This window comes from Microcoleus sp. Pol14D4, from assembly GCF_036701245.1.
GTDB lineage: Bacteria > Cyanobacteriota > Cyanobacteriia > Cyanobacteriales > Microcoleaceae > Microcoleus.
In genome coordinates this window covers 1-14,725 of record NZ_JAUBQM010000027.1, presented here as the reverse complement: position 1 = coordinate 14,725, position 14,725 = coordinate 1, and the positions used below count along the sequence as shown (strand labels likewise).

The window sequence follows — 14,725 nt, the reverse complement described above, 5'->3', positions numbered from 1 at the left end:
TATGTGTGACATTGTTACGGGGCACTCGTGACAACCGGAGTCGGAGAGTGTGACTAAGTATTTGCACGGTTGTGACGGCGATCACGCGGGGGGTGCTAGAGGCGGAGTCGGAGACTGGGGAGTCGGAGAGTGTCCGGGTGTCTGCATGGGGGAGTCGGAGAGTGTCCGAGTGGAGGAGCCGGAGAGGGGGAGCATTTTTCTTTTTCCCTGGGACTAATCACTGATGACTACTGCCTTCTACCTTCAGAAGACGCTCAACGTCTATAATCAGCAAGTTAAATATTTACTGCAAGACATATGGAACTAGCTCATAAAGATTTGCTACAACAAATAGCCCGACTATCGGAAACTTATGCTAATTTGGCCGATCGCCTGTCTCAAGCAGCAAAACAACTGCAAGACTCCGGCCTTCCTCCCTCTGACACCTTGCTGCAAGAAGTAGCAGCCTACAGCCGCAACTTTGCCGGTGTGCAAAAACAAGCTCTCGAACTCAACAAATCCGCGATCGCACCGGGGGAAATTGCTTCCCTCAAAGACATTCAAAACTTAGTCGAGACTGCCGCAGCTTCCGAAGGTAAAGCAGAAATTCGCGATGCAGCATTGAAAGTGATCGATCGAGTATTGGCGATCGCCCACCGCGAACAAAGCGACTTCGCACCCTTACAATCAGTTCATGCCAAAGCCCGCGAACTGCAGCGCGCGATTTCCGAATCAACCCCAACTCAACTGCATTCTGACGCAGAATCCTTAATCAGCGGCAAACACCCAGTTTCAGCAGTGCTCGCCCTGGTGGAACAGCAAGACAAATTAGATGACGAACAGTGGGTAATTCTCGAAGAAACAGTCAGCGCCGCTTTTGGCAAACAAATAGCCGTAGCCATTTCCAGAGGCAAATTAACCATTGCTGAGATGGTAAAAGCAGCACCTGCAAAAGTCGAACCCGCATTTAAAGCAGCGCCCGAACAAAAAATCAGCGCCGAACCTTTGCCAGAAGTGATTGTCATCCCGTCAGGAAATGTGGCACCGAAACAAGTTACAGTTGCGCCACAAATCCAGATTTTGGAATCCCCCGCACCTTCTGTCCCCATGCACGAGGTGATTATTGTTCCCAGCGTGGAAGTACCTAAGTCTCTTCAGACAACCGGTTCCGGGAACATTGTCTTTGGGGCACCTCGGGACATTCAACAAGCTCCTGTAGAGGGCGGTTTGGGAATCAAAGTTTTGGTGCACGTTCAGGGAATTGGCGATCGAACTTTCGGTGCTCAAGAATACGCGGGTACTAAAGCTCAAGGGCGCCGTGTCGAAGGATTTCAAATTAATATCGAGCCCCCAATTCCCGGCTTAAATGTCGAGTACATGGCTCACGTCGAAGGTGTTGGCGATACTCCTTGGATCGGCGAAGGAGAATTGGCAGGTTTTCGGGGTCAAGCGAAACGAATTGAGGGATTTGCGGTGCGGTTGAGCGGGCCGCAAGCTGATAAGTACGACGTATTTTATAGCGCTCACATTCAGAATATCGGCGACACCGACGTGTCTTCCAACGGCGAATATTGCGGCACTCGCGGCAAAGCTTTGAGAATCGAGGGCATCAAAGTTTGGATCGCGCCGTCTGCTAGTTCCCAAGTTGTGGCACCTGTGGGTTTAAAAGTGTTGGCGCACATTCAAGGAATTGGCGATCGAACTTTTAGCGATCGAGAATATGCGGGTACTAAAGCTCAAGGCCGCCGCGTGGAAGGATTTCAAATTAAAATAGAGCCTCCCGTTCCCGGTTTAAATTTGCAGTACATGGCTCACGTTGAAGGAGTTGGCGATACTGCTTGGATCTCGGAAGGGGAGTTAGCTGGATTCCGGGGCAAAGCCAAGCGCATTGAGGGATTTGCCGCCCGCCTGACAGGGCCGCAAGCTGATAAATACGACGTATTTTATACGGCTCACATCCAGAATGTAGGCGATACTCCGGTTACTGCTAACGGTCAATATTGCGGCACTCGCGGCAAAGGTTTGAGGGTTGAGGGGATGACGGTATGGGTTGAGCCGAAAGCGTAAAAAATGAGAATGAATGGAAAATTTTAAATGGCTTTTTCCATTCATTTTGTGTTGTTATATCATTTGGTCTTGGTTAGTTTTTGTATGATTTGCGCGATGGTAGGAGAGGGTTTTACCAACTATCTACGCCAAAAATTAATAATCCCATAAACCCGCCGCTCAACGGTAAACCTGAATGTACATTTTTTCCCTTCGATAAAAGTCAAGGTTGATATAGGTTATTAGTTGTGGGGGGCGGGTTTAGGAGAATGTTTGTGTGGGTAAATATTATTGGTAAAACCCGCCGCTACAGCATCAAAAACATTTGCACAACTTACGCTAGCAGACACTATATTAATGGTGTAGAACGTGCAACAAGCCTTCTACCACATGACCGATCGCACTTGGAGCAGCTTCGCAAGCTGCTGCTTCGGCGGCGCACTGGCCGGCGTGGAGTGCGTTTCCGACAGCCTGACTCCCTCCCTCCAGCGCATCGGCACCAAATTGACCGCGATATGTTTCTTGGACTATTTCAGCTTGAATTTTGCTGGTGGTCTCTTCGGGATTCGTTTCCCAATTGCGGATTGTTTGGACAATCTCGAACCCAGCCCAAATTAACATTCCGAGGACGATCGCACCAATCAAATATCCCATAGCTTTCTTTAAAGGTTGAGGTTGGCTGTAGCTAATTTAGTGCAACGATTGCCTGCAGACAGGATGCAAATCATTGCTGTTGAGTGCGGATGTCAGCCTGTTATAGCAGATGTTGAAGGCTTTAGTTCTTCTTGAGAGAAGAAAGTCGATCGCCAACAGAATATTAAGCAATTTTAATATTTACAGGCTGTGGAATTACACGGTTGGTGAACGGGAAATGCTCTTGAGCGAATGTATCCGTAAAATGTATAAATGATACTTTACAGGGCGGTAGAGTTTGAGTTAACATCGGCTGAGCCGATAAAATATTGCACCCCCAAAAACCAAACATTCAGATACACGCTAGCGATAATTTTACCGTAATTTTACGGTGCTTGGGGATAAATAGTTACTTAAAAAAGCCTTAAAAATCCGGCTACAGTTGCTCACAAGTCTTTTCCATCAATACTTACATATAAATATGTCATTGGCAGCAGACGATCGCCCGCAATCCGCAACTACTGATAGTGAATCTTCCTATCAACTTTCACCGATACAGCAAGGGATGTTGTTCGACAGCCTTTCGGGTCAACAATCAGGGATAGACATCGAACAAGCGATCTGTAGTATTCGGGAAAATTTGAATGTTTCAGCTTTCATCAAAGCTTGGCAGCAAATAGTGCAGCGGCATCCAATCTTGAGAACCAGCTTTTCTTGGTCAGGTAAAGAAGTTCCCCTGCAAATGGTACATCACCAAGTTGAACTCCCAAGTGTTGAGCAAGACTGGCGCAATTTGTCGGAGGGCGATCGCGCAAACCAACTCGAAACCTATTTGGAAGCCGATCGCCTGCAAGGCTTTGACCTCACTCAACCCCCGCTGATGCGTTTGGCTTGGTTCCGCTGGTCGGAAACCGATTACAAACTCATCTGGACTTATCACCACATTTTGCTTGACAGTACCTCGGCAGTCATTGTTTTGCAAGAAGTTTTTACCTTGTACGAATCCCTGTGTGCCGATCGACCATTAGAATTACAACCGCCCCGCTGCGATCGAGATTTTATCGAGTGGACGCAGCAGCCAGACATCTCAAAAGCAGAAACATTCTGGAAACAATACTTAAGCGGTTTCAGCGCTCCTACCCCTCTGGTTGGGGATTTTTCAAGGGCGGGCATCTTGCCCGCCGCACCAGGAAATTCATCAGTTGTGGAACAGGCATCTGGCCTGTTCCTGACACTGCCCGAAATCCGGCTTTCTAGCACTGTTACCGCAGCTTTAAACTCTCTAATTCAAGAACAGCAACTAACCCTAAATACCCTGCTGCAAGGAGCGTGGGCTTTACTTTTGAGCCGCTGTTCCGGTTCGGAAGATGTAGTATTTGGAACTATTTGCAACAGCCGATCGCAGAATCTAGAAAAAGCAGAATTAGCGGTAGGATTATTCATAAATACTTTGCCGTGTCGGGTAATTGTATCTCCCGATTTACCAGCGATAGACTGGCTCAAACAACTGCAAACTCAGTGGACGGCATTTCAAGAATACGGGAACGTGCCGCTGGCAAAAACTCAAGAATGGAGCGAGATTTCCCGCGGCACAGCTTTATTTGAAAGCCTGCTAGTAGTTGAAAAATATCACATTAACTCTGCCTTGCAAGCTTTGAGTGGCAACTGGCAAAACCGAGAATTTCTGCTTTTAGAACAGACAAGTTTTCCCCTGACTGTTTACGCATACGGGGGAACAGAACTGCTGCTGAAAATTGCGGGCGATCGCCAGCGGTTCGATCCGATCGCCATTACCCGAATGTTGGGACACCTGCAAACTTTGCTAGAAAGTATAGTGGCGAATCCCCAGCAGAAAATCAGCAAATTGTCAATGCTGACAGCAGCCGAACTTGCTCAGTTGCAGGAGTGGAATCAAACTCAAGCAAATTATCCGCAAGATAAATGCGTTCACCAATTATTTGAAGCACAAGTCGATCGATCGCCCGATGCCATTGCCGCCGTTTTTGCCCAAAATCTCCAACAGCAACTCACCTACCGAGAAATCAATTCCAAATCCAATCAACTCGCTCATTACTTGCAGCAATTAGGCGTCGGGCCCGATGTTTTAGTAGCTATTTGCATGGAACGTTCCTTAGAAATTGCGATCGCCGTTTTAGGCGTTCTCAAAGCAGGCGCAGCTTACGTTCCCCTAGATCCAGCCTACCCCCAAGAACGGCTGACCTTCATGTTAGCCGACACCCAAGCTCCCGTTATCCTCACTCAATCTCACTTAGTATCGGAGTTGCCAGCACATCAAGCCCGCGCCGTTTGTTTGGACGCAGACTGGGAAACGATCGGCAGTCACAGCACGGAAAACCCAGCTAGCAGCGTCTCTCCCCAAAATTTAACTTATACAATATATACATCAGGTTCCACCGGTAAACCTAAAGGAGTTCCCCTCCCGCACCGTTCCCTAGTCAACCTAATTGCGTGGCAACTGCAAAACTCCAGCCTTGAAGGCGCAGCCAAAACCCTGCAATTTGCATCTCTGAGCTTCGATGTCTCGTTTCAAGAAATGTTCTGTACTTGGTGTGCCGGCGGCACCCTCGTTTTCATCACAGAAGAAATCCGGCGAGATGCCCAGAGTTTGTTGCAGCTAATCGACAAACAAAAGATTCAAAGACTATTTCTCCCTTTTATCGCCCTGCAACACTTAGCCGAAGCAGCCGATACCTATCAGCTAGTACCGAAATCCCTGCGCGAAGTAATCACCGCCGGCGAACAGTTGCAAGTCAACCGTTACATAGCCAGTTTCTTTCAGCAGCTAGAAAACTGTACCCTGCACAATCAATACGGCCCCTCCGAGAGCCACGTTGTTACAGCTTATACCCTGGCAGGCCCGCCCGGAGATTGGCCCGCACTGCCTCCGATCGGCCGCCCTATTGCCAACACGGAGATATATCTGTTACAAAAAGATGGTGAGCCTATACCTTTAGGAGTAGCGGGAGAACTGTACATCGGGGGCATTTGCTTAGCGCGGGGCTATCTCAACCGCCCTGACTTGACTGCTGAAAAATTTATTCCCAACCCTTTTCGACAAAATAAAATACTCGCGATCGAGGATGAAGAAGATCGCCTTTACAAAACAGGAGATTTAGCTCGCTACCTGCCCGACGGTAACATCGAGTACATCGGGCGGATTGACGGCCAAGTCAAAATTCGCGGCTTCCGCATAGAGTTGGGAGAAATCGAAACCGCACTAGCCAAACATCGCGCCGTCAAACAAGCTGTGGTGCTGGCGCGGGAAGACGCACCGGGGGACAAACGACTGGTTGCATACATAGTTGCCAATCCAGAGGAGAAATTGGCAATAGCCGACCTCCGCCCTTACCTGCAAGGGCAACTCCCAGATTACATGGTGCCTGCGGTGTTTGTGAATGTTGAGGCGATGCCGAAGACGCCCAGCGGGAAAATTGACCGCCGCGCCCTGCCGGCACCTGACTCGCAGCGACAAGAACAGTCCCAGAGTTACGCTGCACCGCAAAGCGAGTTGGAGCTTTTGCTGGCGGGTGTTTGGTCTAAGCTGCTGAAGCTCGATCGCGTCGGCATTCACGACAATTTCTTCGAGATTGGAGGCAATTCTTTGATGACGCTGCAAGTTGCAGTCCAACTTCGGGATCTGCTAGCCACTGACTTACCGGTTGTGAAATTGTTCCAGCACCCGACGATCGCCCAATTGGCAAATTATTTAAATCAGGGACAGACTGCAAGCCCATCTAACAACAAATTTCAAGACAGGGCCGATCGGCAAAAAGCTGCTTTTAAACGGCAAAAGCAATCTACCAAAAAACCCTAATTTATGACAAATTCGCAGGAAAACTCAGAACTTGACGGCATTGCGATTATTGGCATGGCGGGCCGCTTTCCCGGCGCTGCCAGTGTCGGTGAATTATGGCAGAATTTGTGCGGCGGAGTGGAGTCTACAACGTTGTTCGGCGACGCGGAACTAGACCCCAGTATTGACCCCAATCTCAGACAAAATCCCAATTACGTCAAAGCTAGAGGAATTATTGACGGTGCCGATCGGTTTGATGCAGCATTTTTCGGCGTGAGTCCCCGCGAAGCCGAAATTACCGACCCCCAGCAGCGCGTTTTTTTAGAAATAGCTTGGGCCGCCCTAGAAAATGCAGGCTGCGATCCGAATACTTTCAACGGCTCGATCGGAGTCTACGCCGGCACGGGCAACAATACTTATTTTCCCAACAACATCGCCGGACGATCGGATGTAATTTCCCGCGCGGGCGAGTTTCAGGTGATGGTAGCCAACGAAAAAGACTACATTGCTACCCGCACCTCTTACAAGCTGAATCTCAAGGGGCCGAGCGTCAGCGTGCATACCGCTTGCTCTACATCATTAGTTGCAGTTTGTCAAGCTTTTTATGCTTTGATGAGCTATCAATGCGATTTAGCCCTGGCCGGCGGGATCTCAATTACGGTTCCCCAAAATAGCGGTTATTTGTATCAAGAAGGGGGGATGTTCTCCAGCGACGGACACTGCAAACCTTTCGACGCCAAGGCTGAAGGAACCGTGTTCGGCAACGCTGCCGGGGCTGTTGTACTCAAGCGTTTGGAAGAAGCGATCGCCGACAGAGATACAATCTATGCGGTAATTCGCGGAGTGGGCTTGAATAACGACGGGGCAGCCAAAGTCAGCTTTGCCGCACCCAGCGTAGACGGGCAAGCAGACGCGATCGCGATGGCGCACGCGATGGCAGACGTGAATCCCGAAACCATATCCTACGTCGAAACCCACGGCACGGCAACCCCCCTGGGCGATCCGATCGAAATAGAAGCGCTGACTCAGGCTTTTGCTCAGAAAACCGCAGCCAAACAATTTTGCGCGATCGGCTCCGTCAAAAGCAACTTCGGACACACGATCGCCGCAGCGGGAGTCACAGGGCTGATCAAAACAGCTTTAGCCCTCAAACACCAGCAAATACCCGCCACTCTGCACTTCGAGCAACCGAATCCAGCCATTGATTTTGCCAACAGCCCCTTCTACGTCAACGCCGAACTCTCGGAATGGAAAGCCGGCAAAACGCCCAGAAGAGCGGGAGTCAGTTCCTTTGGTGTCGGCGGCACCAACGCTCACGTCGTCCTCGAAGAAGCGCCCGCCCTAGAACCGTCAAGTCCTTCTCGCCTGCGGCAGTTGCTGCTGCTGTCGGCGAAAACTCCATCTGCTTTGGACGCAGCTACCGCAAATTTGCGATCGCACCTCGCCCAAAACCCAGAAATCGATCTCGCCGATGCTGCTTACACCCTGCAAACCGGGCGGCAAGCCTTCAATTACCGCCGTTTCGCCGTTTGCAGCGATCGCGCCGATGCCGTGCAGCTACTCGAATCCCTGCCGCCGCTGCGTACAGCAACCCGCTGCGCCGAATCGAGAAATCCGGCAGTAATCTTCATGTTTCCGGGACAAGGGTCGCAATACGTCAATATGGGCTTGAATTTGTACGAATCCGAGCCTTTATTCCGCGAAACGGTCGATCGCTGCGCCGAAATTTTGCAGCCGCACCTCGGCCGAGATTTGCGGAAAGTCCTGTATCCCGGCAGCGATGAAGCCACAGCCGCCGAATCGCTGCGCCAAACTTTCTTGACTCAGCCTGCGATATTTACCGTAGAATACGCGCTTTCCAAGCTGTGGCAGAGTTGGGGCGTCACTCCCCAAGGTGCGATCGGGCACAGCATCGGCGAATTTGTGGCTGCAACGATCGCAGGCGTGTTTTCCCTGGAAGATGCCTTGATGCTGGTGGCAGCGAGAGGGCGCTTGATGCAAGATTTGCCGGGGGGTTCGATGCTGTCGGTGCGCTTACCGGCTGCCGAAGTAGAAGGGCGCTTGAGTGCGGATTTGGCAGTGGCGGCGGTGAATGCGCCGGATTTGTGCGTGGTTTCCGGGCCGACGGAGGCGATCGCACTTTTTCAGCAGCAACTAGAAAGCGAAAGCGTTGTCTGCAAACAACTGCACACTTCCCACGCTTTTCATTCGCCGATGGTAGATTCGATCGTCGAACCTTTCGCCGAATATGTCAAAAAAGTGCAGTTGTCAGCGCCAACTATCCCATTTGTTTCTACTGTAACTGCTAGTTGGATAACAGCGGAACAAGCAACAGATCCGATGTATTGGGCGCGGCATTTGCGGGCAACAGTGCGTTTTGCCGACGGGATAAAAGAGCTTTGGCAAGATCCGAACCGGATACTTTTGGAAGTCGGGCCCAGAACAACGGCTGCTACTTTAGCTCGCAAACAAGCCAAAGATTTGAAAAAACAAGTTGCCATTTCTTCCCTCAGCGACAGCCATGAAAATCAAACTGAATGGGCGGCTTTGTTGAGTGCAGCCGGACAGCTTTGGCTTTGCGGAGTATCGATCGACTGGCAGAGTTTTTATCAGGAGGAAACGCGCGATCGCCTTCCCTTGCCGACTTATCCCTTCGAGAGCAAGCGTTTCTGGATCGAACCAAAAGTGTCAGAGGGGGAGAAAGGGAGAGTGGGAGAGGGGGAGAGTGGGAGAGGGGGAGAGGGAGAAACTTCCCAATTCTCGATGCCCGATGCCCAATTCCCAACTCCCAATTCCCAACAATCAACAGTCAACAGTCAACAGTCAACAGTCAACAACCAATTACTGATGCCAAATTCACAGGTTGAAACCAAACAAGCTGCGCGCAAATACAGACTTATCCCTGTAATTAAAAACATCCTTGAAGAAACTTCGGGCGAGGATTTAGGCAGTGTTGATGAGGACTTAACTTTCCTAGAAATGGGTTTAGATTCTCTATCTTTAACTCAAGTAGCGCTGAATTTGCAAAAAGAATTTAGCATCAAAATTACCTTTCGCCAGCTATTAGAAACTGTGCCAACTCTCGGCACTTTATCTGAATTTATCGATGGTGCTCTGCCGCCGGAGGTTTTGCCTGCAACTCCTGTCGTCCAACAAGCCGCACCCGTACCAGCACCCGCACCGGCGATCGCACCGACAGCAGCACCTCCTGCGCCCATTGCCACTCCCGTTGCAGTCAGCGCCCCTGTAAATCTGCCCTTGCCCAGTCTCCAGCCCGCAGCGATTCCCGTACAGTCTGGCAATCTCGAATACCTGATCGGCCAGCAGTTGCAAATTATGTCGCGACAGCTAGAACTGTTGGGCGGCGCTGGTTTGGTTCCCGCACAGCCGGCACCGACAACTAACGGTCAAGTTATGCCGCAGCCGCCGGCACCCGTTCAAAATACCCCGCAATCCCAGACTAACGGCAGCGCGATCGCACCAACAGCAGCACCCACAGCAGAACCAACAGCAGAACCAAAAAAGGTGTTCGGTGCCGCCGCCCGCATCGACACCTCCGATCGCGACGGATTAACTCCGCAGCAATCATCATATTTAGAAACATTTGTCAAGCGATATACGGCGCGAACTCAGAAATCCAAACAGTACACTCAGACTCACCGCCACCACCTCGCCGATCCGCGGGTAGTTTCGGGGTTTAACCGGACGATGAAAGAGTTGGTTTATCCAATTGTGGTGGGGCGATCGTCGGGTTCTAAACTTTGGGATGAAGACGGTAACGAGTATGTAGATTTAACCAACGGTTTCGGGTCGAACTTTTTCGGATATTCGCCTGCATTTATTACAGAAGCGATCGCAGCTCAAATGCAGCGCGGGTATGAAATCGGCCCGCAAACACCGCTAGCAGGCGAAGTTGCCGAGCTCGTGTGCGAAATGACAAAACACGATCGCGCCGCCTTCTGCAACACGGGTTCTGAGGCAGTTTTGGGCGCAATGCGCCTGGCCCGCACCGTCACGGGCAACAGTACGATCGTCATGTTTACCGGAGACTATCACGGAATTTTCGACGAAGTAATCGTGCGCGGCACCAAAAAACTGCGATCGCTCGCCGCAGCACCGGGCATTCCCCAATCCGCCGTTGACAATACTTTAATCCTCGACTACGGCGAACCCGAATCCCTGGAAATCCTCAAAGCCCGGGCGGGCGAGTTTGCAGCCATCATGGTAGAACCGGTACAAAGTCGCCGTCCCGACTGGCAACCGCGAGAATTCCTCCACGAAGTGCGCCGGATTACCGAGCAAGCCCATTGCGCCTTCATTATGGACGAAGTGATTACCGGATTCCGCATTGCACCGGGCGGCGCCCAAGAATATTTCGGCGTACAAGCGGATATCGGCACCTACGGCAAAGTTGTCGGCGGCGGGATGCCGATCGGGGTAATCGCGGGGAAATCAGCCTGGATGGACGCTTTAGACGGAGGTTTTTGGCAGTTCGGCGACGACTCGTTCCCAGAAGTTGGCGTTACCTATTTTGCAGGGACTTTTGTGCGCCACCCGCTGACTTTAGCAGCAGCCAAGGCATCCCTCGAATATTTGAAGCGCGGCGGGCCTTCATTGCAGCGCGATCTCAATGCCAAAACTGACAAATTCGTTGCAGAATTGAACGCCATCTTCGATCGAGAGCAAGCACCTTTCACTGTTAAAAACTTCGGTTCCCTGTTCAAAATCACCTACCCCCAAGATTTTACTCATGGAGAACTGCTGTTTTACTCGCTGCGGGAAAAAGGCATTCACATTTGGGATCACCGCCCGTGTTTTCTGACGCTAGCGCATTCCGACGCAGATATTGCTTTTGTCAAAGAAGCATTTAAGGAAAGTATTGCCGAATTGCAGTCAGCCGGATTTTTTCCCGGAGCATCTGGCGGCAATGTTAAGGCGATCGAATTCCACACAAATGGCAATACAAATGGATCGAAATCGTCAATTGCTTTCTCAAACAATTCTCCCGTACCCGGTGCAAAATTAGGGCGAGATCCTAATGGCAATCCAGCTTGGTACATAGCAGATCCAGAGCGTCCAGGAAAACATTTACAAGTAGGAGATAGTTTATCAAATTGACGGTTAGGGTTGGTAATTAAATTCTGTAGGGGCGGGTTTTAGCAACCGTAATTGCCTAAGACCGACCATCTCGACAACCCGCCCCACCCAACGCTCGAACTATCGATCGCGATCGACCTGTAGGGGCGGGTTCACCAACCATAATTGCCACAAATCCATAATCTCAAAAACCCGCCCCCACCCAACGGCAAATCGCAATCTACCAACTTTTAAAATTGAGAATGAATTTCCACTAACAAACCAGGAAAAACGCAAATGCTCCAAACCGCAAAAACTCTTAAAATAGACCGCCGCACTGGTCTGACTCACCAAGAATTCGTCAACGAGTACCGCAATCCAGGCAAACCAGTTATTTTCACAGATTTATCAAAAGATTGGCCGGCCCGAACAAAATTTACGCCGGAGTATTTTCAAGAAAACTTTGGCGATCGAGAAATTGAAATAGGTGGTAACATTTACACGCTCAACAAATTGTTCGATTTGCTCAAGAATTCCACAAAAGAAAATCCGGCTCCCTATCCTTTCAAACTAAATGTCCGCAAAGATTTTGCCGATTTAGAACCCGATATTTCTCCCCGACCGAGTATTGCCACACCCGATCGCACGCACAGCAGTTTAATTCCGAAGATGCTGCTCAATGATTTGTACGACTTAGAAATATTCTTTGGCGGGCCGGGCGGAGAATTTCCTTATTTGCACTACGATTTTCTCGGGCTTTATGCGTATATCAATCAAATTTACGGGGAAAAAGAATTTACAAATTTTCCCCCGGAGCAGCAAAAGTATCTTTACCCAAAACCAGGTGCTCCTTGGCTATCTGAGATTGAAAACCATCACAATCCAGACTTAAAAAAATATCCGCTTTTGGCTGAAGCTACGCCAATAACTATTACAATTTCAGCCGGTGAAACGCTATTTATTCCCTGCGGCTGGTATCACACGGCAAGGTCGCTGACTTTAACCATTTCCGTAGCATTTGACCAACTTTGCGAATCAAACTGGAAATTTTTTACTAACGAATGTTGTATCCCCAGAGGCAAAAATTCGCTCAAAGCCAAGATGATTAATGCTTATCTGACGGGTGCAGGTGCTTTGCTGAGTGCTCGCGAAAGATTGATGGGGATGGAATAATACCAAATTCTGGTTAGTTACTCCCTCGATCAATTGAATCTGCTGTAAATCCCCTAGGGGCGGGTTTGACCAACAATAATTGTCTCTGACTAATAATCTCATAAATCCGCCCCTACCCAACGTTAAATCCCAATCGACCTCTTTAAAACAAATCTCCCATACAACAAAGACAATTGAATTTATTTAGTTGCACTACCGTCGTTAATAGCCAATGAAAATAGCCACAGATTTACGACCAAAACTAACTGCTGTAGACTTCGATCCTTTCGCCGGCGGAGAAGTTTTTGCTTGCGTACCCGCGACAGAATCGCAGAAAGAAATCTGGATTGCCGTGCAAATGGGAGACAAGGCAAATTGCGCCTACAACGAGTCGATGTGTCTGCGGTTGCAAGGAAACCTCGACATTGAATCTCTCCGATTTTCCATTCAGGAATTAGTCCAGCGGCACGAAGCGCTGCGGACAACATTTAGCCCTGACGGATCGACTCTTTGTATTGCGTCGTCGATCGAGATTGATATTCCTTTGATAGATTTGTCAATTTTGGGCGATCGCGATCGTGAATCGAAATTAGCACATTTGCGCCGTCAAGAAGTCGATCTCCCTTTCAATCTAGTGCGCGGGCCGCTGTTTCGCAGTCAAATTATTAAGCTGCAAGAGCAGGAACACATCGTTATTCTCACCGGCCACCACATCATTTGCGATGGCTGGTCTTGGGGCATACTATTCCCAGATTTGGGTGAAATTTATTCTGCAAAAAATCAAGGCTTAGCGGCCAATCTTCCACAGCCAGAAAGTTTTATAGAGTACGCAATTTTACAAGAAGAACAAGCAACAAGTCCCGAAGTTATTGAGGCAGAAAAATATTGGTTAAATCAGTTTTCAGGCACCATTCCAGTGCTGGATTTGCCGACAGACAGAGCGCGGCCTCCTTTGAGAACTTACAAGGGTTCGCGGGAAGATTGGGAACTAAAGCCGGATTTGGTTGCTAACCTCAAACGCCTGGGCAAAAAAGCAGGATGCAGCTTTTTTACAACTCTGTTTGCTGGATTTGAAGCTTTTATGTACCGCTTGTGCGGGCAAGAGGATTTGGTTGTCGGAATGCCTGCGGCGGGACAACTGGTTGGGGGAAAAGACAAGCTTGCGGGACACTGCGTCAGCTTGTTGCCGCTGCGTACTCGAATTAACGGGGAAAAATCTTTTATCGATTATTTGCGATCGCGGCGCACGGCAATTTTAGATGCTCTCGACTGCCAGCAGATTACCTTCGGTACTCTGGTAAAAAAACTAGCAGTGCCGCGGGATTTCAGTCGCATTCCGCTAGTGCCTGTAACTTTTAATCTGGACGTGCAGCTTGCAGAAGAGCAACTTAATTTTGAAGGTTTTAAAGCTGAAGTTTTCTCGAATCCAAGAACTTATGAAAATTTTGAATGGGCAGTAAATGCCAGCGAAACAAAAAACAAACTCGTGCTGGAGTGCCAGTACAATACCAACTTATTTGATGCTGCGACAATCCGCCGCCACATGGGTGAATTTGAAGTGCTGTTAGAGGGGATAGTTGCTAATCCAGAGCGCCCGCTGAAAAACTTGCCGATTTTGACAGCAGCGGAACGGCATCAACTCCTAATTGAGTGGAACAACACTCAAACAAATTATCCCGAATCAGCCTGCATTCACCAACTATTTGAAGTTCAAGCCGAACAAACTCCCGACGCTGTAGCCGTAGTTTTTGGAGAGCAACAGCTAACCTACCAACAGCTAAATTGTCGCGCCAATCAACTCGCACATTACTTGCAAACTTTGGGGGCTGGCCCGGAAGTGTTAGCGGGCATTTGTTTAGATCGCTCTATGGATGCGATCGTCTCACTTTTGGCTGTTCTCAAAGCCGGAGCGGCTTACTTGCCCTTAGACCCCGCTTATCCCAAAGAGCGGCTGGATTTCATGCTCTCAGACGGCAAAATATCGGTGCTTTTGACTCAACAGAACCTAGTAGAAAGACTTCCCGA

6 protein-coding genes are annotated in these 14,725 nt (G+C 49.6%); 5 read left to right on the top strand and 1 reads right to left on the bottom strand.

Translation table 11 applies throughout. The features are described 5' to 3' along the window. Window positions 1-297 precede the first annotated feature (297 nt). Entirely contained in the window at window positions 298-2,046 is a 1,749-nt protein-coding gene (locus QUA33_RS12310; protein ID WP_333148828.1) for a hypothetical protein, read from the top strand. 333 nt (window positions 2,047-2,379) lie between these two features. Here QUA33_RS12310 and QUA33_RS12305 read toward each other — a convergent pair whose 3' ends face one another. Further along, window positions 2,380-2,679 carry a hypothetical protein gene (locus QUA33_RS12305; protein WP_333148827.1) on the bottom strand — a complete coding sequence of 100 codons (300 nt, stop codon included), beginning with the start codon at window positions 2,677-2,679 and terminating at the stop codon, window positions 2,380-2,382. A 460-nt stretch (window positions 2,680-3,139) separates the two neighbouring features. On the opposite strand from QUA33_RS12305, the gene QUA33_RS12300 reads away from it, so the two are divergent. From QUA33_RS12300 to QUA33_RS12285, 4 genes are all read left to right on the top strand, one after another. Continuing rightward, window positions 3,140-6,493: an amino acid adenylation domain-containing protein gene (locus tag QUA33_RS12300; RefSeq protein WP_333148826.1), complete on the top strand. Its 3,354-nt coding sequence runs from the start codon at window positions 3,140-3,142 to the stop codon at window positions 6,491-6,493. A gap of 3 nt (window positions 6,494-6,496) precedes the next feature. Continuing rightward, the gene (locus QUA33_RS12295; protein WP_333148825.1) at window positions 6,497-11,590 is read left to right on the top strand and encodes an aminotransferase class III-fold pyridoxal phosphate-dependent enzyme; all 5,094 of its coding nucleotides are present in this window, start codon (window positions 6,497-6,499) and stop codon (window positions 11,588-11,590) included. 255 nt (window positions 11,591-11,845) lie between these two features. After that, entirely contained in the window at window positions 11,846-12,721 is an 876-nt protein-coding gene (locus QUA33_RS12290; protein WP_333148824.1) for a cupin-like domain-containing protein, read from the top strand. A gap of 211 nt (window positions 12,722-12,932) precedes the next feature. Continuing rightward, window positions 12,933-14,725, top strand: a 1,793-nt coding sequence (locus QUA33_RS12285; RefSeq protein WP_333148823.1) for a condensation domain-containing protein, incomplete at its 3' end; no start/stop codon positions are given.